Origin of the sequence: Persicobacter psychrovividus (genome assembly GCF_036492425.1) — a bacterium.
In the GTDB taxonomy this organism is placed as follows: domain Bacteria; phylum Bacteroidota; class Bacteroidia; order Cytophagales; family Cyclobacteriaceae; genus Persicobacter; species Persicobacter psychrovividus.
Genome location: NZ_AP025295.1, coordinates 219,248 through 245,279 on the forward strand (window position 1 = coordinate 219,248; position 26,032 = coordinate 245,279).

The 26,032-nt window shown below is 39.6% G+C and carries 19 protein-coding genes; 12 read left to right on the plus strand and 7 right to left on the minus strand.

The genetic code is table 11. The annotated features are described in order from the left end of the window. Positions 1 to 21 precede the first annotated feature (21 nt). On the plus strand, positions 22 to 501 hold the full coding sequence (locus AABK40_RS19805) for a hypothetical protein (RefSeq protein WP_332921805.1): 480 nt from the start codon (positions 22 to 24) through the stop codon (positions 499 to 501). A 141-nt stretch (positions 502 to 642) separates the two neighbouring features. Here the strand turns inward: AABK40_RS19805 and buk are convergent, their stop codons facing one another. Together buk and AABK40_RS19815 are read right to left on the minus strand one after the other, a co-directional pair. Further along, the gene (gene buk, locus AABK40_RS19810; protein ID WP_338398875.1) at positions 643 to 1,749 is read right to left on the minus strand and encodes a butyrate kinase; all 1,107 of its coding nucleotides are present in this window, start codon (positions 1,747 to 1,749) and stop codon (positions 643 to 645) included. Positions 1,750 to 1,759: 10 nt separating this feature from the next. After that, positions 1,760 to 2,674 carry a bifunctional enoyl-CoA hydratase/phosphate acetyltransferase gene (locus AABK40_RS19815; RefSeq protein ID WP_338398876.1) on the minus strand — a complete coding sequence of 305 codons (915 nt, stop codon included), beginning with the start codon at positions 2,672 to 2,674 and terminating at the stop codon, positions 1,760 to 1,762. 1,446 nt (positions 2,675 to 4,120) lie between these two features. Between AABK40_RS19815 and AABK40_RS19820 the strand changes: the two genes are divergently transcribed. After that, positions 4,121 to 4,897, plus strand: a complete 777-nt coding sequence (locus AABK40_RS19820; protein ID WP_338398877.1) for a ParA family protein — start codon at positions 4,121 to 4,123, stop codon at positions 4,895 to 4,897. Positions 4,898 to 4,925: 28 nt separating this feature from the next. Continuing rightward, positions 4,926 to 5,786: a ParB N-terminal domain-containing protein gene (locus AABK40_RS19825; RefSeq protein WP_338398878.1), complete on the plus strand. Its 861-nt coding sequence runs from the start codon at positions 4,926 to 4,928 to the stop codon at positions 5,784 to 5,786. 53 nt (positions 5,787 to 5,839) lie between these two features. On the opposite strand, the gene AABK40_RS19830 is transcribed toward AABK40_RS19825, so the two are convergent. Beyond that, a complete protein-coding gene (locus AABK40_RS19830) occupies positions 5,840 to 6,982 on the minus strand; it encodes an ROK family transcriptional regulator (protein WP_332921800.1) in 1,143 nt (380 codons plus the stop codon). A 389-nt stretch (positions 6,983 to 7,371) separates the two neighbouring features. On the opposite strand from AABK40_RS19830, the gene nagB reads away from it, so the two are divergent. Further along, entirely contained in the window at positions 7,372 to 9,288 is a 1,917-nt protein-coding gene (nagB, locus tag AABK40_RS19835) for a glucosamine-6-phosphate deaminase (protein ID WP_338398879.1), read from the plus strand. A gap of 419 nt (positions 9,289 to 9,707) precedes the next feature. Here the strand turns inward: nagB and AABK40_RS19840 are convergent, their stop codons facing one another. After that, a complete protein-coding gene (locus AABK40_RS19840) occupies positions 9,708 to 11,159 on the minus strand; it encodes a replication initiation protein (RefSeq protein ID WP_338398880.1) in 1,452 nt (483 codons plus the stop codon). 799 nt (positions 11,160 to 11,958) lie between these two features. Between AABK40_RS19840 and AABK40_RS19845 the strand changes: the two genes are divergently transcribed. The 5 genes from AABK40_RS19845 to AABK40_RS19865 all read left to right on the plus strand — a co-directional run bounded on the left by AABK40_RS19845 (position 11,959) and on the right by AABK40_RS19865 (position 16,370). After that, the gene (locus AABK40_RS19845; RefSeq protein ID WP_332921797.1) at positions 11,959 to 12,657 is read left to right on the plus strand and encodes a response regulator transcription factor; all 699 of its coding nucleotides are present in this window, start codon (positions 11,959 to 11,961) and stop codon (positions 12,655 to 12,657) included. A gap of 234 nt (positions 12,658 to 12,891) precedes the next feature. Beyond that, positions 12,892 to 13,167, plus strand: a complete 276-nt coding sequence (locus AABK40_RS19850; protein ID WP_332921796.1) for a hypothetical protein — start codon at positions 12,892 to 12,894, stop codon at positions 13,165 to 13,167. A gap of 181 nt (positions 13,168 to 13,348) precedes the next feature. Continuing rightward, the gene (locus AABK40_RS19855; RefSeq protein WP_338398881.1) at positions 13,349 to 14,047 is read left to right on the plus strand and encodes an HAD family hydrolase; all 699 of its coding nucleotides are present in this window, start codon (positions 13,349 to 13,351) and stop codon (positions 14,045 to 14,047) included. 557 nt (positions 14,048 to 14,604) lie between these two features. Then, on the plus strand, positions 14,605 to 15,366 hold the full coding sequence (locus AABK40_RS19860; RefSeq protein ID WP_332921794.1) for a helicase associated domain-containing protein: 762 nt from the start codon (positions 14,605 to 14,607) through the stop codon (positions 15,364 to 15,366). Between the two features lie 371 nt (positions 15,367 to 15,737). Next, positions 15,738 to 16,370 (plus strand): TetR/AcrR family transcriptional regulator, encoded by a 633-nt coding sequence (locus AABK40_RS19865; RefSeq protein ID WP_338398882.1) that lies wholly within the window; start codon positions 15,738 to 15,740, stop codon positions 16,368 to 16,370. A 253-nt stretch (positions 16,371 to 16,623) separates the two neighbouring features. Here the strand turns inward: AABK40_RS19865 and AABK40_RS19870 are convergent, their stop codons facing one another. The 3 genes from AABK40_RS19870 to AABK40_RS19880 all read right to left on the minus strand — a co-directional run bounded on the left by AABK40_RS19870 (position 16,624) and on the right by AABK40_RS19880 (position 19,944). Continuing rightward, on the minus strand, positions 16,624 to 18,018 hold the full coding sequence (locus AABK40_RS19870; protein ID WP_338398883.1) for a DUF5723 family protein: 1,395 nt from the start codon (positions 18,016 to 18,018) through the stop codon (positions 16,624 to 16,626). A gap of 20 nt (positions 18,019 to 18,038) precedes the next feature. Then, a complete protein-coding gene (locus AABK40_RS19875; protein WP_338398884.1) occupies positions 18,039 to 19,634 on the minus strand; it encodes a hypothetical protein in 1,596 nt (531 codons plus the stop codon). 109 nt (positions 19,635 to 19,743) lie between these two features. Further along, positions 19,744 to 19,944 carry a hypothetical protein gene (locus AABK40_RS19880; protein WP_332921790.1) on the minus strand — a complete coding sequence of 67 codons (201 nt, stop codon included), beginning with the start codon at positions 19,942 to 19,944 and terminating at the stop codon, positions 19,744 to 19,746. Between the two features lie 228 nt (positions 19,945 to 20,172). Between AABK40_RS19880 and AABK40_RS19885 the strand changes: the two genes are divergently transcribed. From AABK40_RS19885 to AABK40_RS19895, 3 genes are all read left to right on the plus strand, one after another. Further along, a complete protein-coding gene (locus tag AABK40_RS19885; protein WP_332921789.1) occupies positions 20,173 to 21,558 on the plus strand; it encodes a hypothetical protein in 1,386 nt (461 codons plus the stop codon). 336 nt (positions 21,559 to 21,894) lie between these two features. Continuing rightward, entirely contained in the window at positions 21,895 to 23,817 is a 1,923-nt protein-coding gene (gene acs / locus AABK40_RS19890; RefSeq protein ID WP_332921788.1) for an acetate--CoA ligase, read from the plus strand. A gap of 437 nt (positions 23,818 to 24,254) precedes the next feature. Next, the gene (locus AABK40_RS19895; RefSeq protein WP_338399078.1) at positions 24,255 to 25,592 is read left to right on the plus strand and encodes an ATP-dependent 6-phosphofructokinase; all 1,338 of its coding nucleotides are present in this window, start codon (positions 24,255 to 24,257) and stop codon (positions 25,590 to 25,592) included. The last annotated feature ends 440 nt before the right edge of the window (positions 25,593 to 26,032 follow it).

A 26,032-nucleotide genomic window follows, 5' to 3' on the forward strand; every position in this document is an offset into this window, starting at 1 on the left:
AATAACCTAATACGATCAACCATGAAAAAATTATTCATTCTCATTCCTGCGTTTATTTGTCTTACTTTCGCCAATGTTAATGCACAAAAGACCAATATTTCTAATGAAGAAATCCAAATGATTCACTCAGAAATTCAGTTGGAAAAAAAGGCTGTTTTTGTCGAAAATATGCAATTGAAGCCTGAGCACAGCGAGGCTTTTTGGGCTATTTATGCTGATTACGAAAAAGAAATGTCCAATTATTCTTTAGATGTTATCAAAAACTTAATCGCCTTTGCTGAGTTGGAAAAAGCAAAACTCTCAGCAGACCAACTTGATGAAGTTGCTAAAAACTACTTCAAAAAAGAAAAAAATATTCTGAAAATTCAAGAACGTTATTTCAAGCGCATTCAAAAAGAAATCAATGTTTATGTCGCTGTCAGATTCTTCCAAATTGAAAATGTTGTAGATACACAACTACGCATTGCTCAAGGCGTAAATACTCCTTTGGTAAAAGAATAAGAGTCCTAAAAAATAAAGGCTACCCTTTCGGTAGCCTTTATTTTTTTCAGTTTCGTAAATATTATGTAAAATAAACAACTGCTGTAATTAAACTTATCGCATGTAGTCTTGATACTAAGCAACTAATCAACGACCTACTAATCAGCCGTTTACACTTTCTTTTTCTCCGCGTCCTTTATAAGTCTGTAATTGCAGGATTCCCTGATTCAACCAAATGCCATTCATGGCCAAAGCATACATTTCATCTTCCCCAGGAAATACTTCTACTTTGGATAAGAAAGAAACGCGGGCTTTAATTTTATCAACAAGGTAATCACTTTTTGCTAATCCACCAGTTAGTATTATCGCATCCACACTACCCGCAAAAATAGTGGCAAGGGAGCCGATCTCTTTACTCACCTGATAGGCCATCAATTCATAAAACTGAATAGCTGATTCATCTCCTTTTTCTGCAAGTTGTTCAATTTTATAGGCATCATTAGTCCCCAAATAAGCGACCATCCCACCGTGTCCAACAACCATCTTCAGCATTTCAGCCTCTGAATATTTTCCACTGAAGGCGGCACGAATCAAATCGCCTGCGGGTAAGCTCCCCGAACGCTCAGGTGAAACTGGCCCTTCCCCATCGAGTGCCTGATTAACATCCACGACCTTTCCATTTTGGTGTGCGCCAACTGAAACGCCTCCGCCCATATGAGCGATGATCAAGTTCATTTGGTCATAAGGCTTTTTAGTTATGCCTGCATAATGACGCGCCACGGCTTTATGATTGAGCGCATGAAAGATAGAACGACGCTTAAAATTTGGATGCCCTGTCAGCTTGGCAATTTCAGACATTTCATCGACCACCACGGGGTCTGCAATATAAGCCTTGATTCCTTTAGTGCTGGTTTTGGCAATTTCATGAGCAATTGAAGCGCCAAGATTGGAGGCATGCTGCAAATCACCATGAACCAAATCATAAAGCATATCCTCATTGACCTCATAAATCCCCGACGAAATTGGTTTCAACAGTCCACCACGACCAATGACCATATCTAAAGAATCAATCTCAATGTTTGCCGCAGAAAGACACTCCAAAATGGTATGCTTGCGCAGTTCCATTTGATCAAAAATGGTGTCGAACTGATCCAGCTCCTCGCTTTGGTGTTTTATCGTTTCAGAGATCAAAACCAACTCTCCACTATAAACAGCAATTTTGGTTGAGGTAGATCCTGGGTTTAGGGTTAATATTTTTAAACTTTTCATGGGTCAATGTTTAATCTTTTAAAACAAGTGCTGCAGCAGCCAACATAATAGAGTTCAGTTTCGATTGTGGGCTGTCCGCACGCGAGGTCAATACTATAGGGCATTTGGCGCCTAAAATTACCGCCGCACTGGGGCTATGCCCAATAAACGCAAAGGCTTTATATAGTATATTACCTGAATCCAAATTTGGTGCCAAAAGCAGGTCTGCCTGTCCCGCCACATCAGAAGTGATTTTTTTATGCTGAGCACTTTCCATACTCACGGCATTGTCCAAAGCCAAAGGACCATCTATCACACAATTTTTAATCTGACCACGAAGATTCATTACCGTCAGTGCCGAGGCATCCAAGGTGGCTTGCATTGCAGGATTAACAACTTCAACAGCAGCTATGGCTGCTACTTTAGGCAATTCATAGCCTATTTTTCGCATGAAGCTCACTGAGTTTTCTACAATCGCTACCTTTTGGTTGAGATCAGGATCGATATTCATTGCAGCATCTGTAACTGCCACTACCCTATTTTGACTCGGCATCTCAAAAAATGCCAAATGAGACATCACTTTAGAAGCTTTCAGATTAAACGTCTTATCAAGAACACGCTTTAACAATGTACCCGTTGATATAAGGCCCTTCATTAGAATGTCAGCCTTACCTTCTGCTATATATGCAACGGCCTGATAAACGGCTTTATCATCATCGGACTCATCAACAATTTCAACCTGATTGAAAACGAAATTATTTTGCTCAATAACCATCTTAATCTTATCCGCATCACCAACAAGGATAGGAAAAACATAGCCAGCACTCGCCGCCTCACTCACCGCCGCCAAAACATAATCATCTGCAGCTACTGCGACCACTAAACGAGGTTTAATGGATGCATCGATTAACAGTTGGCTCAAATCTGATAATTTCGTTAAACTCATTATCGTTAGGTTTTAGTTTGAATCGTAATTAAAAACTTTAAAATACAAAATAAAGTGCATATAAATTGGGCCGCAAAACCAACTAATATTTCGCTAAGACGCCTAATTCCATATGCTTAAAGCGTAGCAAACGGACACCTTTCCATCAACAAAATACTGATCATTACTTTTTGCCAAATTTTATTTCGCTCAATTGATATATCAAAAAATTCTGTCTTTTTCTTCAGAACGCGACACTTGATAACTTCAGAATTTATCGCCAAGCAATCAAATCAAGCCAATAGTTAAAGCCTGCAACAATTAAAGTGGTAAATTTTACCACTTCATGAACAGCCCCCTTTTCTCTTTAAGCCCTGTCAATTTAGAATAATTAGACAAGGGTAAAAGCAAAGCCTCACAAATATTGATCAGCAATTCATTCCCAGAGGAAATTTAAATACGATGGCAGATTTAGGAAGTCTTGCAGTACGCAGTTTGAAAAGGAGTATTCTGTAGCGAATGAAAAATCTATATGATTCTGCGACATTTACGGACAATGGAAAATCATGAATAATTTAGGGATCAAACCACTATTCTTCTTCAAAGATCGCTATTCCCACGCAAAAGACCTATATACAAAACCGCAGTATCTCGGAATAGACACAGCATTATTTAGCAGAAGTCAAAGTGGTAAAATTTACCACTTCATAATTAGAAGTGGTTGTTTGAAACGATAGCACTATCGGTTCTTTAGCCATAAGGTGCCAAAGTCAAGATAGCGTAGGAGCATTACATTCATTTCTACATAGAAAGTCAAAAAAATTAGAGTGCTTAACGAGGCGAGGATAATCTATCGCGGGAGAGAAAATGTAGTTGTAGCCTACCATCTGAGAACATCGCAACAGTGGCAAAGCACTTGCCTTTCTACAGAAGTCTAATTCATTTATCACCCCCAAAAACGTGTAAATTGTAATATGGTAGATCGAATTTCAAGTGGTAAATTTTACCACTTCACCAAAGAACGCCTCGGCACCTCGATAAAAAACAAGTGTCGATTCAGAACAACAGAACGATACCACTCCAATAATTTAATCGTTATCAAGTGCCTTCACGACCAAATCAAACACCCATTATTGAAGTGGTAAAATTTACCACTTCAATAATTATTTGGAAATCGTATGCGATTTAATGGAAAAACGATGAATTTTTACGAATCAAAAGAAAACTTTTCTTGACAAGGAGTGAGAATAAAAACAAAATTTATACCTTTATAATCTCCAAAGCAGGACAGCCAAAAAAGTTCTCAGAACAAAAATAGAACTACAATTCGCATCGTAAAGTGGTAAATTTTACCACTTCATCCCAAAAGCATTTTTCAGCGATTTTTATAAATCATCTTTTGAGGAAGCAATTGCAGCAGTAGCGATCAAGGCAAGTCGATGAGTAAGCCGATTCATTTTAATTATAATGACAAAGAAACAACCCATTATTTTAGCATTTGCCAACCGCAAAGGGGGAGTGGCAAAAACAACAAGTGTCGCCAGTATGGGCGCATGCTTAGCCAAATTAGGATACCGTACCTTGATCATGGACTTGGACTCGCAGGGCAACCTTTCCAATGGTTTGGGCTTTGAAATGTCTGATGACCGAAACATCACGTCAGTATTCCGAAAAAATTACAAGCTCGAAGACATCATTATTTCATTGGAGGAAAACCTGCACATGACTTGTAGTAACGATTCTCTTGCTGATTATGAAACAGAGTTGAACGCAAGCCTGGGCCGAGAATTTAAGCTCAAAAAAACCATTGCCGAAATTCATGACAAATATGATTTCATTTTATTGGATTGCCCTCCATCGCTTGGAATCATAACCGTTAACGCATTGGTCGCAGCAAGCCGCGTGATTGTGCCTTTGCATGCACAAAAATACAGCCTCGATGGATTACGTAAAGTCATTTCCATTATTGAGGAAATAAAAGATGCTGGTGCGAATAATGAATTGGCTTTGGCGGGTGCTTTTTTCACTCAGTATAATAGCCGTGCAGTCCTTTCACAGGAAGCCGTGAATCAGGTAAGCGAACTGATTGGAGATGATATATTGATGAAAACCAATATCCGTCAGAATATCTCCCTGGCTGAATCTGTAGAAATAGGGCAACATATTCTTGATTATGCACCGACTTCCAACGGGGCAAAAGATTACCTCAACTTAACAAAAGAATTGGTCGAAACTTTTAATTGATTCTGATTTTATGGCAAAAAAATTCCAAATGGCTAAAGAAAAGAATGTTGCAAAAAAAGCAACTTCTAATTTCTTGGGAGACTCGAAGGAGGTGATAAAGAGTAATATCATCATCAATGACGAGCTCAAGCAAATGATTCCTGCGCTACAAAAAGAAGAGTATGAGCAGTTGGAGGCGAATATCCTTGAGGAAGGACTTAGGGAACCGATATTAATTTGGAAAACAGACGGCCAATATGTGCTCGTGGATGGTCATAACCGTTACAGCATCACCCAAAAACACCAACTTCATTTTGACTTCAAGCTTCTTGAGTTTAAAAATATGGAGGCGGCTAAAGACTGGATGATCAATAATCAGCTTGGCCGAAGAAACCTCACTGACGAGCAACGTGCCTATTTTATAGGCTTGCGCTATCAGCGAGAAAAGGGGACACAAGGTGGACAAAAGAGAACGGGGGACCAACACCAGGTTGCTACTTCAGTAAAAACGGAGGTGCGTCTTGCCGAGGAATACAAGACTTCACCGAAATCTGTCAGGAATAATGCAGACTATGCCACAGGCGTTGATCTGATTGGAAAGACCGACCCAGCCCTGAAGGAGTCTATCCTTTCGGGGGATACGAAAATTCGAAAATCAGATGTTCAAGGCCTTGCAAAACTTACCGAAACTGAAGTTAAAGAGCAGGCTGAAACTATTCAACAACTGATCAGCAAGCATAAACCTCTGAAAAAACCATCGGTTAAAAAGACACTTACGCCTACTGATATTAAGAAAAAAGAAATCAACAAAGTATTACGCCGCATTGATTCAAACTCAACGCCAGAAGACTTTCACCAGCTTCGTAACTTAATTGATCAATTACAAGAAATTACAAACTCACCAACATAAAAAAAGGGATTTCAATTTAGTATTGAAATCCCTTTTTATTTTATCAGCTGATCTTAAACATAAAGATCGGCGTCGATATTTACACTCTCAAAAATTTTCTTGGTAATCAAGGTTGTCGCTCCAAGACAGCCCGCCCTAACATCAATATCAGAAATTACGATGTCCACATCATCCTTCATCTCCGTAAGTGAACTGTGCATAATTGCCGACCGAATAGGGTAGAGTAGGGCGTCTCCCATTTGAGAAAGTTTACCACTTAAAATGACCTTTTCAAGATTCAAAAGGTTAATCAAAGTACCAATGCTCTTTCCAATATATTTACCCGCTTCTTCTACAAGCTCCAGACTAAACTGATCTCCGCGCTGAACTGCATCCAATAAATCTTCCAGTACGATCTGGTCAAAATCTCCATGATACTTTTTGGCAATGATACTTGGCCGACCTTCTTTCAGTAACCGGACAGCTTTATTGATCAGCCCTCGCCCTGAAGCCACGGTTTCCAGGCAACCAATCTTTCCACAAGAACAAATATCGCCACCTTCAACAACGCGAATATGACCAATTTCCCCTGCAAGACCAGAGTGCCCACCATAGAGTTCACCTCCGAGAATCAGCCCCATACCTATTCCCCAGTCAAGGTGAATACAGCCAGCATCTTCCGTTTCCTTGGCTTTTCCAAAGTACTTCTCGCCCAGGGTAACCGCGTTCACATTGTTTTCCAGTGCCACCTCGAAACCAAGTTTTTCCTGTAACAACTCCTGAAGCGAAGAGGTGGAATCTTTAAAATAAGTCAGTGACTTACCACTTTTCGCATTGACCAAGCCCGAGATTGCAAAACCAACCCCGAGAATTTTATCCCTTGGGATCTCATTTTTGGAAATCAATTCATCAATCCGGTTTGAAAGCGTATTGATCGTATTTTCCTCATCATTCAAATCAACACTCGCATACTCAATAAAATCCAGCTCCTCTTCTTTAAGGTTCAGCAGAATCATACGCGATTTACGCGCACCAAGAGTAATACCCAAAGTATATCCTCCCGTAGGATTCAACTGATAGAGGGTCGCCGGACGGCCAACCTTGGAGTTCTGCACTTCAGCAACCACAATATAGCCTTCATCAGCCAACTCTTTGGTCAGCGAAGAGGCCATCGGAAGCGTCAACTGCGTCTCATTGGCAATGTCAGATGGAGACAATAGGGGATGAGCGCGAAAAAACCTTAAAATCTGGTTTTTCCGTATCTGCTTTTTTATAGATATTTTACTAACAGATGGGTCCATTTAGATGTTATATAGTCGATGATCCCTGTAATTAGCGATCATTTCAATCAAAATAAATTAATAATTCTCAAAATAGCCTTAAATATTCCCAAATCCAATGAATAAAATTGCTTTTTTTATTTAATACGGCCTAATTCTATCCATTTTTAATTTAAAACTGTTGGTTTTGCCTATTTTTTTAGATACCTTCGTAATGAAGGGGGAATATTAACCCTTTAATTAATAAAGAAGCTTATTTAATATAATCATATAACATAATGGAGACGCAATTCAATACTTTAAATGAAAACGAGTTGGGTTTAAACATGGAAAACTTCCTAACAGATCGGGAATTTGAACATTTAAACACTACCATTTATGAAGATGCCAAAACAGGTTCTAAATGGATTGCTCAGGAAATTATTTCTTTGATCAAAAAACGCCAGCAGGAAAACAAAACGGTTGTCTTGGGTTTAGCCACGGGTTCGTCTCCATTGAAAGTTTATGAAGAATTAATCCGCGCACATAAAGAGGATGGGTTAAGCTTTGAAAATGTCATCACATTCAACCTTGATGAATATTATCCGATGTTACCTGAATCGGTACATTCATATGTTCGATTCATGAAAGAAAACCTTTTCGATCATATCGACATCAAGGAAGAAAATACACACCTTCCTGATGGAACATTAAGTATGGAAGAGGTGCCTGAATTCTGCCGAAATTATGAATTACAAATTCGCCAGGCGGGAGGAATAGACATCCAACTTTTGGGTATTGGTCGAACAGGACACATTGGTTTCAATGAACCAGGTTCTGGTATTCGTTCAAGAACAAGAATGGTTACACTCGATCAGTTAACCAGAAGAGATGCCGCGCCAAGTTTTGGTGGGATAAATAATGTACCCCGCCGCGCAATTACGATGGGTGTGGGCTCGATTATGGAAGCCCGAAAAATTTTACTAATGGCCTGGGGTAACGGAAAAGCACCAATTATCCGTGAGGCAGTTGAAGGTCCGATTACAGAAAGTGTTCCGACAACTTTTCTTCAGGAACACCCTAATGTAGATGTTATTCTGGACGAAGCGGCGGCGGAGAAATTGACCCGAATTGATTTCCCTTGGCTTGTTCGTGATATTGTCTGGACTGATGCCATGATTAAGAAAGCGGTTTGCCATTTATCCATTTCTTTGGGAAAACCAGTTTTAAAACTTACAACTGAAGATTATAACGAGCATGGCTTGGATCAGCTCGTAACCATTTACGGCCCAGTGCACGATATAAATATCAAGGTTTTCAACATGCTTCAGCATACCATCACAGGTTGGCCTGGAGGAAAACCGAATGCTGATGACTCACAACGTCCCGAAAGAGCTCAGCCAGAATCAAAAAGGGTTTTGGTATTTTCGCCACATCCCGACGATGATGTGATTTCAATGGGAGGTACCATTCAGCGATTGGTAGATCAGGGCCATGAAGTACATATCGCCTACCAAACATCGGGTAATATTGCCGTGATGGATGATGATGCCCGCCGTTTTGCAAAATTCACCAAAGCTTTCAATGATCGCTTCAAAATTTCAACACAGGAATCCTGCTCTTTGCATAAAGAAATTATCGGTTTCCTTGACATGAAAGAAACGGGTGATATTGATACGCCAAGTGTTCGATCGATCAAAACCTCTATCCGTCAGGAAGAATCTATCGCAGCCTGTCGTTATATAGGAATTGAAGAATCACGTGTTCATTTTCTCAACCTTCCATTTTATGAAACTGGTCGGGTGAAAAAATTGCCTCTTGGCGACAATGATATTCAGATCATCACAGATATCATTCAGGAGATTCAACCGCATCAAATTTATGCAGCAGGTGATTTGGCCGATCCACATGGCACACACCGTGTATGCCTTGATGGTATTTTTGCAGCATTAAACGGGCTGAAAAATGAGGAGTCTATGCAAAATTGTTGGGTTTGGTTGTACCGTGGTGCATGGCACGAATGGCCAATCAACGAAATTGAAATGGCAGTCCCAATGAGCCCTTATCAAGTTTTGCGTAAGCGTAAATCAATTTTCTACCATGAATCTCAAAAAGACGGCGTTGTTTTTCAAGGTTCTGACTCAAGAGAATTTTGGCAACGTGCCGAAGAGCGAAATAAAGAAACTGCTCACCTGTACAATCAGTTAGGGTTAGCGGAATATGAAGCAATGGAAGCGTTTGTTCGTTACCATTTTATAGATTAATTCACATTGCACAATTGTTCGAAAGAACACACATTTTCTCGAGCCACTCATCGCACAAATGAGTGGCTTTTTTTTGCTAACAATTTTAGATACTGATAATCCCTTACTCGCTGCGCCAATTAAGGGACTAATTTTTACGCATATCCCTAATCCGTACACCTTAATGCAAAGCGCTCATTTACAGCTGTTTAATTTTTACACCAAATATAATTTGGTAAAATAAAATCACAATAGCCTGATCTAAAGCACTTTATAAAAGTGCTGATTTGAAAAATTCGAGCGACAAAAAAAGGAGCATGAAAATGCTCCTTAATTACTGAGGCCGACAAAGCCGCAATTTCTTATATCCATCTTGGGATACGGTCATCATACTGACTCCGCTCAACTTTCAAGATTTCTAACCATTATTTTATAATACACTATAAGGCATCCCAGTCAAAATCATGATGCTTCTGCGCATAATATTTAACACCTTCTTTCAAATATGCCTGATGCTCCTTGGTTCCAATTTGCCCGATAATCCATCTGCCAAAATACTTCTTCGCTTCTGCTGAGGGCTTATTTTTGTTCCATTCCTCCAAAAATTTACGCTCATAAGCAGAGGCATCTGAATTTAGATAAGCCACATAATTGGGGTACTGCCCGAAAATATTTTCATTCAAATATTGAAAACAGAGATCCTTCCAAAATTTATCAAATTCTTTCGAAATCGCATCTTGTTTTTTCTTATGCAGCACTTTTGCGGTCCGCGCCTGTTGTTCTTTCTGCTTATTTTGCACATAAGCAGACTGGGCATCCGAAGCTTTCGCAGTCGCTTTTGCGGGCTCTTTCAATTGGTAATCATCCTTTAAGGCCATCGTTAAATACCCAATAGGGCTACTGACATTAGCGGCTTGCTGCACCACAAAGACCTTTTTATGTACCTGAATGAGGCCATACTGGCGAATTAGATGAGAAATAGCCTCAAGCGCCTTTTGTTGTTCAGCCTTATTTTTGGCCTTAAACCCTATGGCAGCAAGAATTTCCTCATCCTCCGACAGATTAGGGATTGGCACAACCTCTTCGGCGGACACCTTATCAAAATTCAACGCAGCCTGATTAGCAGCAGGCTCTTCAATATTCACCTTGCCCATTTCAGCGGCAGCAGCATCAGAAACTAAAGCATTCCCTTTTTTGGACATATAGAAGATAATGTCCGTTACTGATCGTCCACGTCTTTTGATCTCATATTCCACAAACATCCCAGAGGGTTCGTAAGAATTGATATCATGAACAGCAGGCTCAATCACCCGCCGTTTAAGGTCAGAAAATCGCTTATACTTATCCTCAACATTTAATAAATTTTTGAAGCTGTCAAGGGTGAAATTCCTTTTATTAATATTTGGAAAATACTGAATCAGTAACTCGTAAAGCCTGAAACTGTGACCACTAACGAATCCCCAACAATTTATTGGCTTATATGCGGTGTATTCTCCGGCATTCAACTGCAGGAAAAATGGCTTCATTTCCTGCGCAAATCGGATCTTGATAAAGTCTTCTCCTTCATTCCCCTCCGCCTTAGTTACAAACGGAAAAGCCACCCAGTGCTTGCCTTTCTGAATATATACAGAAGAGTTGGTCAGCCCTACAGCTGCCTCACGAGCCTGATTGTACTTATCCGATATTTTATCTCCCTTTTTAAGATCAAAAAGTTCACGTAAACCAATGCAACACTCATTAAATTCGGTGTCATCTTTGCGAATCTGAGCAGCAGTTAATAATATCAAACGCCACTGCAAAGGACTCAATGTATGTTTTGAATTGATAAGCTTATTCGACTTAACAATTTTGTAGTTTTTTATTCCTGCTACGGAACGATCAGTGATATTCATAATCTGTCGCATTCGTTTCAAAATCGAAACTACGACATTGTAGGGATATTCCAAAATAAATCCGACAGAACATGAACACAGAAGTGTCTATCAACACAAATTGCTGTAAAACTCAAATCAATATTATGCGACAGAAAAGGTAGGTTGGAAAGTTATTACGACAGAAAAGGAACAAACAATTAAATAATTTTATATACAGTATCAATAAAACACAATTTGTCAAAACTTATCTACACATAAAATTCACAACAATCCCTATCATGTCTATCTAAATACCTAAAATGTCCGTGATGTTCATGATACGTCAGACTTTATCCACAATACGTCGTACCAATTACCTACTATGTCACGCCAAATACATGATCTGTCGCGCAGATTACCTACTATGTCGTAATAACCCTTTATAACCATCTGTATATCAAAAGGATATAAAGCCTAAAACAATTAAAACAGTTAAAACATAAAAAAACAATACAAAACACACCGATTGATTTTGTCTTTCAGATGAAATTTAAATATTGGGATATTGCTTTAAAAAGTAAATTAAAGGGACGTACCTATTTTGTCGCGGGCGATTGATGACTTTCTTTTTTAGGTGCGACGGAACATGAATCAAGCTACCTGTTTTGTCACCTCTAAACTTATTGCAACACAAATGTTTGGGAGCGTCTTTAAAAATAAATAAAATAGGCGGTTAAGCGAATGTTATCATCAAGCTGATATCTTAAAGCAATGGTAATTTTTGCACAAAAATTTATTCACGGGTAGGTTGTAACATTGTCATTGTAATTTAAGATACATGATGGAATCAATACAACATAAAGTTTTGGTAGTGGATGATGAAGAAGACATCCGCGATTTACTGGAGTATAATTTAAAAAATGCAGGCTATGCCATTGAAACTGCGGCAGATGGGATCGAAGCCGTTGAGCGTGCGAGGGTGTTCAAACCAGATTTAATTTTGCTTGATATAATGATGCCGAATATGGATGGCATTGAGGCTTGCAGACAACTGAGAAATAATCCTGAGATTGATCAGGCATTGATTGTATTTTTAACAGCGCGTTCTGAAGAGTATTCAGAGGTTGCAGCCTTCGATATGGGGGCAAACGACTATATTATCAAACCTGTGAAGCCACGTGCGCTTAAAAGAAGAATAGAAGCCCTCCTGGAGCGTACTTCTCCCAAAACGATGGATGCGCAGGATGTATTGACGTTTCCCTCGCTACGCATTGATAAAACGAGTTACACCGTGGAGACGCATGGAGAAAAGCTGCCGCTTCCAAAGAAAGAGTTTGAGTTGCTTTATACACTTGCGCAATCACCAGGAAAAATACTCTCAAGGGATGAGTTATTAAGGGATATCTGGGGAACAGATGTGTATATCCTTCCTCGAACTGTGGATGTGCACGTGCGGAAGGTTCGTGAGAAGATTGGCAATGACCTGATCGTGACCATTAAAGGGGTAGGCTATAAATTTAATGATAACATAAATTAAGAGGATCATTCATAATTTTTTTTACTGACTCTTTTTCAGTAAGTTAGGTTTTTGTTGAGATCAGAAACATCAATTTCAAAAGAAAATTTTAACCTTTATCATCCTATATTAAACATTTTTATTGACAGTTAGATTATATATATGAGCGGATTTTGAACCTCAGCTTTTGAGATGGTTCAATTTTTGTTATAATTTCTACCAAATTGAATCGACATCAAATTAACTGTTAATACTATGAGCAATAATGAATCTGTGCCTTCGTTAAAAGAAATGAAGGATCTTATCACAAAATATCAGGAAATGATTGAGCACCTTCCTTCAATGATTGCGGAATTGCCGATCAAGCAAACCGATATTGTCAAAGGAATGGGCATCAGCTATCAGTCTTACAATAAGAAGATGAAAGCGGTGGATAGGATGAATCCGAAAGAAGTAGTGAAAATAATTGATGTTATTGAAGCTGAAATTCAAAAGAGGATCTCCTACATGAACGAGATTATTAAAGACTAAAACATCAGAAAGGCCATTTAAGGGTTCTGTTCTTATAAATGAATAACATGTACAGCTTCAGTTTGAAGCTGTTTTTTTTGCGTATTGCGAATTGTTGATTAATTTTTATTAGTGCAGTTCTTATTCCGCACTAAAGTAATTATTATTGCCTCAAACCAATAATCGCTCTAAAAGTCCCATTATGATAGATCCAAAAATAAAAACGATAGCCTTTGATGCTGATGATACGCTGTGGGTGAACGAAACCATATTCGATGCCACACAAGAACGTTTTTTCAAGCTTTTGGAACAGTACGTTCCTGAAGAAGTGCTGCGGAAGCATTTGTTTCAAACGGAAATCAAAAACCTCAAGTATTTTGGTTACGGTGTGAAGGGTTTTATTCTTTCAATGATTGAAACTGCCGTTGAACTTACCGAAGGTTTGGTAAGAGGAGGGGACATTCAGCAGATCATTGACTGGGGGCGAGAAATGATTGAACATCCCGTTGAAAATATTGAAGGCGTTGAGCAGGCCCTAAAAACCCTCTCTCAGCACTATCAACTCATGGTTATTACCAAAGGTGATTTATTAGACCAAGAAAGCAAGTTAGCCCGTTCAGGGCTGGCAGATTATTTTGATAAGGTTGAAATTGTATCAGACAAGACCGCGGCACAGTATCAGGAAATACTCAACCGTCATGATATTAAGGCGGAAGAGTTTCTGATGATTGGCAATTCTTTGAAATCGGATGTTCTTCCCGTTCTTGAAATCGGTGGCCAAGCGGTACATATTCCATTTTCAAGCACTTGGGAACATGAAACAGTAGCTCCTGCTGAGGAAAGCCACCATCAAATTGTTGCTTTTGCTTCTGTTACAGAATTTGTGAAAACAATTGGATAAGTTTTTTTCATAATAAAAAATATAAATACGGTTCAACTTCTCTACTTGCAAAAAATTGCCTATTTTTGAGTAACAGCAATTTGCAGGTTGAACAGTGGAAATGCGGGTACGCGAAGTTTCGTACCCGTTTTTTTATGTCCAATTTTTCAAATTGTATTTTTTTGCTTTAGATTGTCAATAAAATACTTTTGTTTAGGTAAAATTATTATTATTTTTAAGGACAGGATGTTACTTATTCATACCATTCCTATCAGATAGCGATAGTCAATTGTTCTGTACAAAAAAAATTGAACTTAGCTTATTTGATTTGATCTTAAACAGAATTACATATTTATTCTGTTAAATTATGGTTATAATAAATTAAATTTCTGAATAAATATTGTTTGAGTATTAAACAATATTTTTGTATATCATTGGTTTTAAAGGGGTTGAGTGTTTGTTGCGGTTAAGGATGGAAGTGGGGTTAATAATGCGTTTACTCAATTCGCTGATCAATAGATTAAACTTTTGGTATACATATATGTGTAATGATAGTCAGTTAACTTCAAGATATTTTGATGGAAAAAATCTCAAAAGCCTCAAATCATCAATATTGGGATGCCAAATGGATAGAGCGATATGAAGAGCTAAAAGCTTTTTATGAGGAACATGGGCACTCTAAAGTGCCTCATGGTGATGCCAAGTTTTCAAAATTATATCTGTGGTGTAAAAACCAGCGAAGGTTCTCTCGTACCCGCTCGGTTTTTTCCCAGGAGAAGCGTGATCTTTTGGAAGCGATTAATTTTGATTGGGGTTACCGAACAGCCGATAAGTTCGAAGAGAACATTGGTAAGTTGATCGACTATAAAGAAAAATATGGGACGACGCACGTTTCCCAGACCTTATGGCCCCGTGGTTCTGATCTTTACAAATTGAGTCGGTTTGTGAATGAACAGCGCAGATTGTATAAAGAAAACAGAATGCCGCTGGATCGGATCAAGCGCCTTGAGGATATCGGTTTTTCGTGGAATGTACTGGAGGACTATTGGGAGAAAATGTTCCTCAAAATGAAACGCTTCTACAAGAAACATGGCCACTTCAACGTCCCTACTTCTGAGAAGAAGCTTTATGCATGGATGTATAATCAAATTAAGCGGACACGAACGCCCCTTCAGTTACAGGCACTCGAAAGTATCAACTTTCCATTTGAACTGAAAAGGGAGCGTTTGAAAAATGCGCTCAGCGAAATGGAAAAGATTGATATTAAGCGGCAGGCCTCTGAATTTAAAAGCCGAAAACGGCAAGAACGGATCGAGAATGAAATGCTTGAAGAATTATAAATTTGCCTTACAAATGATACCACCAACCTTTGGTGGTATTTTTTTGTCCCAAACCATTGTCCTATTTTTATGATTAGCACTATTTCGGGTTTTGTTTCGGGATAGTAATTATTATAATTGGGTTAGAATACAAATAAATATCGATATGATATAGCGATTAAAATGGCTGTTGATTCAACTTTAACCAATAGTTAGTGCTGTTAATCAACTGATTGAGTTAATTTTTCTAATCTGCTATTAACGGTTTACTTAGTTGTTTGATTTTGAATTTTGTGATTATAGCGTGACTTGAACATCTTGTACATTATTTATAAGCCATAGCCCACGTGTTATTACGGTGAGTGAATGGTTAATTCGAAGATAATTAAGTTATGATATCGAGAACGAAGAAGTCACTAATTTTACAACGAGCCATAAATGTAATTGCTGCCAAAGGTTATGATGGAGCATCAACTCGAGCGATTGCGCAGAGTGCCAATGTAAGCCAGGGAATGCTGAATTACTATTTTGGCTCCAAGGAGGCGATTCTCAATGAATCCATAGTAATGTATCAGAAAAGAGTCAGTGACCTGATGAACTCCTGTAAGTCTGAAGATCTGACCGCGCAGTCTTTTACAGAGAATTGTATTGCACTGCTGGAGTTATTTATTGAATTGCGGCCATTGTTAAAAGTGGTTCAGATTGAGCAACATCTCAATGCGCGGCCAATGTTGTGCGCTCGGGCAATCGGTGTTACAGAATCAATTCTTGCAGGCCTGAACGAACAATTGCTGAAGGTTACCCTGAAATATAATATAGACCTGAGGATAAGCCCCACTTTCTTTGTGTCGATCATATATAGTGCAATACTCAATTTTGCATTAAGTGGTAAGGCGATCTTCCATTTCCCGAATCAGACAATTGAAGAATCAGGTCAAAGCGATAGTCCGCATTTTATTGCCAATCTTAAAAAAATGATCGATGAATCGGTATTGAACACAGATTTAAGTGTCGTCGATAACTGATATTGTGGATTCAGTGTGTGTTATTCTTTTTGATGTCCCTTTTTCCTTACAGGCTCAGTAAGGAGAACTTAATGAAGAGGCAATACTTGGAGGGAATGGTGGGCATTTTATGTAGCACAATTGAGGACCCTATTGGTGCTTCCTATTAAAAACAGGCCGATGATTGATGTCAAATATTGGTACATTTTTTTATGAAGCCCAAGCTTATCATCAATCATCAGACCCTGGTAACAATTGTAGAAAATTGATAAATTTAATCCTCCCAATTCTTAACCTTCATTTTTTTACGACCAAACTGCAGGTTTATACCTGTAGATAGTGCAAAATTATTGGTTTGGTGTGGTCGCAGTGGCGCAAGTATATTATCTGTCAGCATGTAAAGTTGTACCGCTCCAATATTCCATCGAAATCCTGCGCCAATATTATCATAGCTATTATTAATTGCTGTCCAGTTGACAATCATGGAAAAGGCTGAGCCAAGGTAAAAATTATAGAAAGTGCTGATACCTGCATTCCATGATCCTTGATGAAACTCATTAATGGAGGTTAGGCCTACGCGGTGCCGCTTGGATAGCTGGTAATCAATACTGATCATATTTCTGATCGGTAAGGTTGCAGTGTGCTTTTTATTTTGGACGGAGTCTAATTGCAAAACTTCCTCGAATTGGTCGGTAACTTCTTCTAAAAAATCCACATCACTGCCATCAGACTCACTCTTGATATTCAGGAAGCGATCCAAATCAATTCCATTTTGGTCAATTGCACTTTTTGAAAAAGTAATTTCTTCTGTTTGCTGATCCCATTGGATAGCGCCCATATCTTTAACGACAGCACTGATGGTCACCTTTTCGGTCAGCTGATAATTGATTCCCAAATCTATGGCTACGCCATAATTTCCATTTGGAGAAATGGCGGAAAGAATCTCGTCACCATGCGCGGAATTGTCAGAAATATTGGAGGTATTGATCACCCCGTCGCTGGAATGCACCTTGTTTCGGTTGGCACGGGCATCGCTTTCAATGGTCACACTCATGTCATTGGTACTCACATTATACATGCCCCAAAGAAAGCTACCTTTCAGCCCGATGGTCAGGCGTTCGCCTATTTTTCTTCCAAAACCCATCGATGCTTGCCCATAAACTATATTAGAGGTGGAAATATTTCCTGTCGTTACTTTTGTATATTGACCGCCAGCAAGTTCTTCCTCCGTAAAGCCATTGCCATTAATGGCAAGGTCGATGAGGGATTGCGAAACTTGGTGCTGTGCGTAAAATCGGGTACCAGCACTGAAAGAAAATGCCGTTTTCCCATTGGAATAAGCAATAAATATGGGCGTGAAATTTCCTGAGAAACGGTTTTCAAAATCTTCCCCTGATCTTATTTTATAATTGTTTGCATTAATGTTCAACGTTTGCGTTTCTTGATCATAGGTGCCAATATCAGTGGGTTTCAGTCCAAAACGCCCTTGAATATTCAATTGGCTTATGGGTAACCCGATGGTGAATTTGGCAGCGGGGATGAATGCAGGATTCATCTGAAAAGCTGTTGCATTACTCTGAGGGTCAAACTGATAGAGGGTTTGCTGATTTTGAGCATGAGTATTGTAGAACGCTCCAAAAGCCATAATGAGGAATAGAAAGTATTTCATGGGTTGATGCGGGTTGGAGGTTATAAGTCGGTAATTTTCATGCTGACGTTCAGCCCTATCTTTATATCGATATTCTGATCGGCGACAAATTTGGATTTTTGTAACGATTGATCGGTACGCGTATCGAATGTAAAGTAGGTATTGATCTTTTTAGCTTGAGAGAGCGCAAAAAGGGTGGTTTTGTCAATATTCGTATGGCTGATAGATTCCTGCGGTGTTCCATCAAAGGAACCGACAATCAGTTTGCCCGCGGCGGGAAAGAGCGTAGCCAGGGGCTGATCATTCTCACCGATAAAAACAAACTGCAGAGCAATATTGGAGGGGATCGTCGTGGTTGTATTGATGATGATCGAAGCACTTTGTATCGCTGCGGTATCGACGTCAATCTCATTAATTTCGGTGGATTGATCGTAAATGAAGGTGTCAAAAGACATTTCAAGCGGAATTTCAATATCCACAGTACCATCAATTCCCCCATGGCTGGAAAAGAAGTTCAACTCTTCGCCTTCACTGGCATTATGCGGTACCGAGGTGGCGTCGATGGCCACGGCTATGGAGGTGGGGAAGGTGTTGAGTAAATCAGTAATATTGCTGTTATCGCGATGGAAAGTAAAAATTGTACTCGCTTCGTCGCCAATATTAGCAGCACGCTGAATCAGTAATTCCTCGGTATGGTTTAAAGCGGTTTGCGTATCATCGCGGCTGCCTGCCAATTGCAGGTCAACATCCAGATTTGCCCCAAATTTGTTTGTAATATTTACGGTCATTTTCGATGAAGCCAGCTTGATCTGATCAGGCTCCATCTCTTTCATGAATTCCAGGTTAATAGGCGCAAGCTCGAGCAAATCATTTTTTTGGCCGAGGTAGCCGTAAATGTGGGCCATTTCAGCATTGGTAATTGTTGAGGTAATTTGTAGCGGCTCTTGTAAAGTGGCAATATCGGGTGGAGTGCCCGATTTGGCGTAAACATCCATGGTGATGTCCACGTAATTTTTGTCGCCCTCTTTTCTCAGGCTCAGAAAATGATCCTTTAATGTTGTGCTGAGTTGTGGGAGGTTATTAGCCAAATCTACCTCATAACTAACCACCGTTTTATCTGCATTTCTTATACTTGGAATGGTAATGTTGACCATAAAAAGCGATCTGGCACTGTGTTCAAATCTGAAGGTCATTAGTGCTTCGAGAAATTTCAGTTCTGTCATCTGAAAACCCTCAATAGCGGCCATTTCCCACTCAAACTCACGATGCGCGATCAGTGCCCCATCGGCCTGCATCCGCTGATTGGAGGAAGGAACCTGCTGCAATGCGAGATTGATATCTTCTCGCCACTGTTCATCCTGAATTTCTATAAGATCCTGTAACGTTTGGGATTCGATGTTGTGGGAGTATCGCAAATAAAGTTGGCCGTCTTCGGTTTCATCTATATTCACCTCATCACCTGTAACGAGCTTCATAAACTCCCGCATGCTGTAATTGGCTTGTCCAACAGGCATGTAGTAGTGTCCATCATTTTGCTCGATGTTTAATTCCTCTACATTAAGCCAGCTGTGATCACAGGCAGATGTTGAGCATAGCACCAATATGGCTGATAGCCAAGTTTTTATATGCTTAATCATAGGTTAAGTTGTATTATTATAATCCAAATATAATAATATTATTGGCCTTAGCCTATGTTTTAGAATAAAATTCTAAATTTATGGGATGATAAATGATGTAATAAAATTGTTAGAATTTAACCGATAATTGACCCAAGGGAATGGAATCATCCGAAACTAAAATGGGTGGATTTCCCTTGAAAAATGAAATATAGAAATCATCTTTTTGATATAACTTCAATATATCGTAGCTCTCAGGGTGAACCAATATTGCTTTTGGAGATTCGTCCTTATTGTTCAGTAATTCAATGAGTTGTAATACCGTTTCCATAATTTTTTTGTTGTTTATGGAGTGGTGTTCAATGACCTTGCCAAGAATTTTTATCGAGGAGATCCTACTTTAGATCGAAAGCTCAATTATGATCTTAAGTATGTTTTTTATAGATCAATTTTATCTTTTTTCAAGAATTTTTGCATTATCCATCATTTGGGTAAAGTTTTTGCAATTCATTCAGTGTTCGTTTGAACACTTAACTTATAAGACTAAACGCTTTTGATAATGAATCAATTGTTACAAAAATCGGGGCTTAAAGTAGCCTTACTATTGGTGTTTTTGATTTCTATTTCAGCAATTACCAAAGCTGAAGGCCATAAAACAACAACGGAATTGGGGCAAAATGTAGTAGTGGGCCCTGTGACTGCTGATCACCACGAAACCTACCATCCACTTCAATTGAAATTGAATGAGAGTGGTTCTGCTTATATCCGTTTTATCATGTGGGCGCAAATCTGGGCTGTAGGTCAGGAGAATGCACAGCATGAATTCAAATTCACACCAAGTGTTCGCCGTGCACGTTTATTGGCGATGGCGCAAATGTCAGATCGCTTCTTGATCGTTACACACTTTGGTACCAACAGCCTTGGTGCACACAATATGTCTCCAACAGGTTCAGGAAATGCTTCTCAGGTATTTTTACATGATGCATGGGCGGAATACAAAATTTTCGATACAGCTCCTGCTTCTATGTTTATTGGTGCAGGTTTGCATTATTGGAATGGTTTATCAAGAATGAGCAACGGTTCTACGATCAATATGCTGACTTTGGACATGCAGAAGCCTTTCTTCATGTGGCCTACTTTGGGTAACTCAGATCAGTTTGTTCGCCATATCGGTGTTTACACCAAAGGACATATCGGTAAATTACATTACCGCATGGCATTTAACGATGCAATGGAAAATTCATTTGATGCTACTGGTAAAACCGACTTGACATCAAACGGTGCGTATGCATCAAAATACTTGTCTAATGGCAACTTGGGAAATACCGTTCTTCAGGGTTATTTCACTTACCAGTTCTTGGATCAGGAATCAGATAAATTACCTTTCGCTGTCGGAACTTATTTGGGTCAGAAACACATCTTCAATGTTGGTGCAGGATTCTTCTATCATAAAGATGGCATGATTCAGACCAAAAATGGTGAATCAAAGTCATTCTCAGATTTGAAGCAATTGTCGTTAACAGATATGAATGCTTTTAAAAATGCTGTTCAAACCAATGATGTGAAGCATTTTGCTGCTGATCTTTTCTATGATGCCCCAATGGGTCGTGGAGCACTTACAGCATATGGCGCTTATTACCACTACGATTATGGTAACGACGCTTATAAAGGCAAATGGACTTCAAATGGTGATGTAATGTACGGTCAGGTTGGCTTTCTATTACCTAAGTTCTCGGAGAAAGGCCGCTTGCAGCCTTACGCAGCATATTCAAGAAGCAGTTTCCAATATGCAGATCAGAACGGATACCAAATGAACATTGGTGCTAACTGGTACTTGATGGGGGTTCACGCAAAGATTACTGCGGAATACACCAATGATTTCAACAACCTTTCTGCAGCACAAACTACAGAACAATTCAGAATTCAGGCGCAGATTGCTTTGTAATTCATAGGCGCTACATAACATATTCAAATCCCACTTTTTTCCAAAAGTGGGATTTTTTTATACCTCGATTTTTTTGGAAACCCGCTTTGGGATTTTTCTGGCTGTTGGTCAGCTTATGAAGGTGGAAAAAATACGGTAAATCTTCGGTTAATAATTGTGAATTCTTAAAAAATACTATTAAATTCTGTTAATCAATAATTAGGCCTTAATTTATTCTGTTGTTAAGTTAATAATCCGATAATTATAATTTTTTATTATTTAACAGGTGCAGCAGTTTACAAAAGGATTCAAGGAAACTAATACAGTCAAGCTAAAACTAAAATTACCACAACCAACATGAGCAGAATTAAAAATCTTGAGGACTATGCCGTAGACTACCGAAAGAGTGTTACCGACCCCGAGGGCTTTTGGGCCGCACAAGCCGAGCGATTTGTCTGGCGAAAACACTGGGATGAAGTTCTTGAATATGATTTCGAAGATTATAATGTCTCCTGGTTCAAAGGAGGGCAATTAAATATTACGGAAAATTGCCTCGATCGGCACCTTTTACATCGGGCTGAAAAAACAGCCATACATTGGGTTGCCAATGATCCCCGAGAGGAGGACCGTATTTTTACCTATCGGGAATTGCATGAGCAGGTGTGTAAATTTGCCAATGTTCTCAAGTCTAAAGGTGTGAGAAAGGGTGATCGGGTATGTTTATATATGCCGATGATTCCAGAACTCGCTATTGCAGTTTTGGCCTGTGCACGAGTAGGGGCGATACATTCGGTGATTTTTGGCGGCTTTTCAGCGCAGGCCCTCGCAGACAGGGTAAAAGATGCTGGCGCAAAGGTGTTGCTGACGGCCAATTTTGGCCCGAGAGGAAATAAGGTGATCCCTTTGAAGAGCATTGCTGATGAGGCATTGGAAAAATGCCCTGGAGTGGTGGAGACAGTGATTGTTTATGAGCGCACGAAAGATCATACCTCCTGGACCGCCGGTCGGGATGTATGGTGGCACGAAGAGCTCGAGCAGGTGGATGCGAACTGTAAAGTAGAAATCATGGAGTCCGAGGATCCTTTGTTTATCCTTTATACTTCTGGTTCCACAGGGAAGCCTAAGGGGGTTTTGCATACGACTGGCGGCTATATGGTATATACCGCCTATACTTTCAAAAATGTATTTCAGTACGAGGAAAATGATGTTTACTGGTGTACAGCTGATATTGGCTGGATTACTGGGCACTCTTATATAGTATATGGCCCCTTGTTGGAAGGGGCGACAAGCGTCATGTTTGAAGGCATCCCGACCTATCCTGATGCTGGCCGTTTCTGGCGGATTGTGGATCGCCTGAAGGTGAACATTTTTTATACCGCTCCAACGGCCATCCGCGCCCTGATGGCGCAAGGTTTGGAGTATGTAGAACTTTATCGATTGGAGAGCCTCAAGGTGCTTGGTACGGTTGGGGAACCCATTAACCGTGAGGCATGGGAGTGGTATCACCTCCATATTGGAAAAGGGCGCTGCCCGATTGTCGATACCTGGTGGCAGACCGAAACTGGTGGTATTATGATCAGTCCAATTGCTGGGGTGTTGCCAACCAAGCCGACCTATGCCACTTTACCCTTGCCAGGTATTCAGCCTGTTTTGGTGGATCAGGAAGGCAAGGAGATAAAAGGAAAAGGTGTGGAAGGAAATCTGTGTATCAAATTCCCATGGCCATCAATGATCCGCACCACCTGGGGGGATCATGAGCGATGTAAAAACACCTATTTCTCTACTTTCAAAGGGTATTATTTTACAGGGGATGGTTGCCGAAGGGATGAGGATGGTTATTACAGAATCCTGGGTCGGGTGGACGATGTGATTAATGTCTCAGGTCACCGCCTCGGTACGGCAGAAGTTGAAAATGCCATCAATATGTACACGGGGGTTATTGAGAGTGCCGTTGTCGGCTACCCTCATGACATCAAAGGTCAGGGAATTTATGCCTATGTAGTGTGCGATTCCTCCAAGCTTGAGGTCAGCACGATTACAGAACTCAAGGCTGAAATCATGGCGACGGTGGTAGAGAAAATCGGCAAGATTGCCCGGCCAGATAAAGTGCAGATTGTCCGTGGGTTGCCTAAAACCCGTTCGGGAAAAATCATGAGAAGAATACTCCGCAAAATCGCCGAAGGGCAGGTGGAGAATTTTGGAGATATTTCAACTTTGCTGGATCCAAGCATTGTTGAATCTATAAAAGAAGGCGCTCAGAAAGTGGAGCTGCTGGACTGATTGTTTTAGCAAACAAATGAAAAGAGGTGGTTATGGACGCCTCTTTTTTTATCTCCATCCTATTGGTTAACCAATTCAAAGGAAATCATGTATTTTATTTATTTTTTTCACCGCTGAAATCCTCCGAACCCTTGTGAGTTCCATCTTTTTTTTCTCATATTTGGCAAAATTAAAACGAGACCATCAAATAACCAGGGCGTAGCTCGGGTTTGTGCTGATTCATTTGCTATTTACCTTTATACAAGCGATAAATTTTCGTATTTTAATGTATGTTAATAGCCTGTAATGCAATTGAACGCCCAAATCTGCTAAATATCAGTTTTTTTGGAGCATTATCTTTTAAAAGGTAAGGCAGGTCATTAATTTTAATGAAGGATTCAAATAACTTTGGATTCAAATATAGTATTGAAGGAAATAAGCAAACGGAAATAGAAGCGATGACAAATCAAGATTTCGAAGTTAAATCTTTGGGAGAATGTACAGTTACATCTCCATTGTATACTGCTTACAAGAATACTCCGATGGCGGAGGGATTATTTGTAGACAACGATGACCGCATTTTATATGATCCTACTCTGGAAGGATTTAAAAAATGCCTGAAAGAAGGGACGGATCCAATTACGTTTGAAAAGGCGGGGCCCCGTGAAAAAATCTTCTTCTCTCCATCCAATACCAAGGCAGCGATCGTTACTTGCGGTGGTTTGTGCCCAGGTATCAATAACGTTATTCGTTCAGTTGTAAACGGCCTTTATTACCGTTACAACATTAAAAATATTGTTGGAATTCCTTACGGTTATGAAGGTTTAATTCCTGAATTTGGTCACGAGTGGGTTGACCTTACCCCAGAAAAAGTAAAAGACATTCACATGTTCGGTGGTTCGATTCTTGGCTCAAGCCGTGGTCGTCAGAATATCGAGCGCATGGTGGATACTTTGGAGCGTAACAACATCAAAATGTTGTTCACTATCGGTGGTGATGGTACCCTTTCTGGTAACCACGTTATTCAGGAAGAAATCGAGCGTCGTGGCTTGAAAATCGCTACTGCGGGTATTCCTAAGACGATTGACAATGATGTCAATTTTATCCACAAAACTTTTGGTTTCGAAACCGCTTTTACAACTGCTGCGCCAATCATCCGTGATGCTCACAACGAGGCTACAGGTGCTTACAATGGTGTTGCTATTGTTAAGGTAATGGGTCGTGACTCTGGTTTTATTGCTGCTAATGCGGCTTTGGCCATGCCTGATGTGAACTTTGTATTGGTTCCTGAATCTGAATTTGATCTTTACGGACCAAATGGATTTTTGGAGAGCCTGAAGGATCGTCTGGTAAAAGGACACCATGCAGTAGTCGTAGTTGCCGAAGGCGCGGGTCAGAACTTATTTGAGGATGACCAAAATGTTGAGAAAGATGCTTCAGGAAACATCAAGCACCAGGATATTGGCTTGTTGTTGAAAGATTCTATCTCGAAATTCTTCAAAGATCAGAACTTTGAGGCAACGGTAAAATATATTGACCCTTCTTATATCATCCGTTCTGAACCAGCGATTGCAGCAGATTCTATCTTCTGTTCTTCATTGGCAATGAATGCGGTTCATGGTGTAATGGCTGGTAAAACAGACTTTGTAGTGGGCCGTTGGAATATGCACTTTACCTTCTTGCCAATTCCTACAGCAACAAGTTCTCGTAAGAAAATTGACCTTTCAGGTGAACTTTGGTGGTCGGTATTGGAGAATACAGGACAGCCTTATAGCATGAAAAATGAGGAAAAGTAATTTTCCAGTTTTATAATATTTACAAAAAGCAGTCATTATGGCTGCTTTTTTTATATCTATACTTGGGTGAATATATATTCATCAATGACTATTATTGGTTTTATGATTGAGGATTATCACTTTAAATGCATCAGTAAATATTATCATCTTTATATGTTAGCATAGTATTCCTTTTTAATATGGTATTTTTAGCGCCTCGTTTCTGTAAATATGACTACAATTTCAGCGCATAAAGATTTTTATGAAAAAATATTCATTTTTATTTTTTCAATGAGTTTCTGAAAATAAGCCATAGGATTATTATAAGGTGTGTTTTTGGTTATTCCCATCTTTTAGGTTTCCTAATAGGGAACTAATTTTATTTTATCGGTTTCCATTTTCTGATTTTTGTTTTACTTTTGTTTCAACATTTAGAACAAGACGCCTTAATGATGAAAAGG

Coding starts and splice junctions, on each gene's coding strand:
- AABK40_RS19805 (WP_332921805.1), top strand. CDS start 22: ATGAAAAAATTATTCATTCTCATTCCTGCGTTTATTTGTCTTACTTTC.
- buk (WP_338398875.1), bottom strand. CDS start 1,749: ATGAAAAGTTTAAAAATATTAACCCTAAACCCAGGATCTACCTCAACC.
- AABK40_RS19815 (WP_338398876.1), bottom strand. CDS start 2,674: ATGAGTTTAACGAAATTATCAGATTTGAGCCAACTGTTAATCGATGCA.
- AABK40_RS19820 (WP_338398877.1), top strand. CDS start 4,121: ATGACAAAGAAACAACCCATTATTTTAGCATTTGCCAACCGCAAAGGG.
- AABK40_RS19825 (WP_338398878.1), top strand. CDS start 4,926: ATGGCTAAAGAAAAGAATGTTGCAAAAAAAGCAACTTCTAATTTCTTG.
- nagB (WP_338398879.1), top strand. CDS start 7,372: ATGGAAAACTTCCTAACAGATCGGGAATTTGAACATTTAAACACTACC.
- AABK40_RS19840 (WP_338398880.1), bottom strand. CDS start 11,159: ATGAATATCACTGATCGTTCCGTAGCAGGAATAAAAAACTACAAAATT.
- AABK40_RS19845 (WP_332921797.1), top strand. CDS start 11,959: ATGATGGAATCAATACAACATAAAGTTTTGGTAGTGGATGATGAAGAA.
- AABK40_RS19850 (WP_332921796.1), top strand. CDS start 12,892: ATGAGCAATAATGAATCTGTGCCTTCGTTAAAAGAAATGAAGGATCTT.
- AABK40_RS19855 (WP_338398881.1), top strand. CDS start 13,349: ATGATAGATCCAAAAATAAAAACGATAGCCTTTGATGCTGATGATACG.
- AABK40_RS19860 (WP_332921794.1), top strand. CDS start 14,605: ATGGAAAAAATCTCAAAAGCCTCAAATCATCAATATTGGGATGCCAAA.
- AABK40_RS19865 (WP_338398882.1), top strand. CDS start 15,738: ATGATATCGAGAACGAAGAAGTCACTAATTTTACAACGAGCCATAAAT.
- AABK40_RS19870 (WP_338398883.1), bottom strand. CDS start 18,018: ATGAAATACTTTCTATTCCTCATTATGGCTTTTGGAGCGTTCTACAAT.
- AABK40_RS19875 (WP_338398884.1), bottom strand. CDS start 19,634: ATGATTAAGCATATAAAAACTTGGCTATCAGCCATATTGGTGCTATGC.
- AABK40_RS19880 (WP_332921790.1), bottom strand. CDS start 19,944: ATGGAAACGGTATTACAACTCATTGAATTACTGAACAATAAGGACGAA.
- AABK40_RS19885 (WP_332921789.1), top strand. CDS start 20,173: ATGAATCAATTGTTACAAAAATCGGGGCTTAAAGTAGCCTTACTATTG.
- acs (WP_332921788.1), top strand. CDS start 21,895: ATGAGCAGAATTAAAAATCTTGAGGACTATGCCGTAGACTACCGAAAG.
- AABK40_RS19895 (WP_338399078.1), top strand. CDS start 24,255: ATGACAAATCAAGATTTCGAAGTTAAATCTTTGGGAGAATGTACAGTT.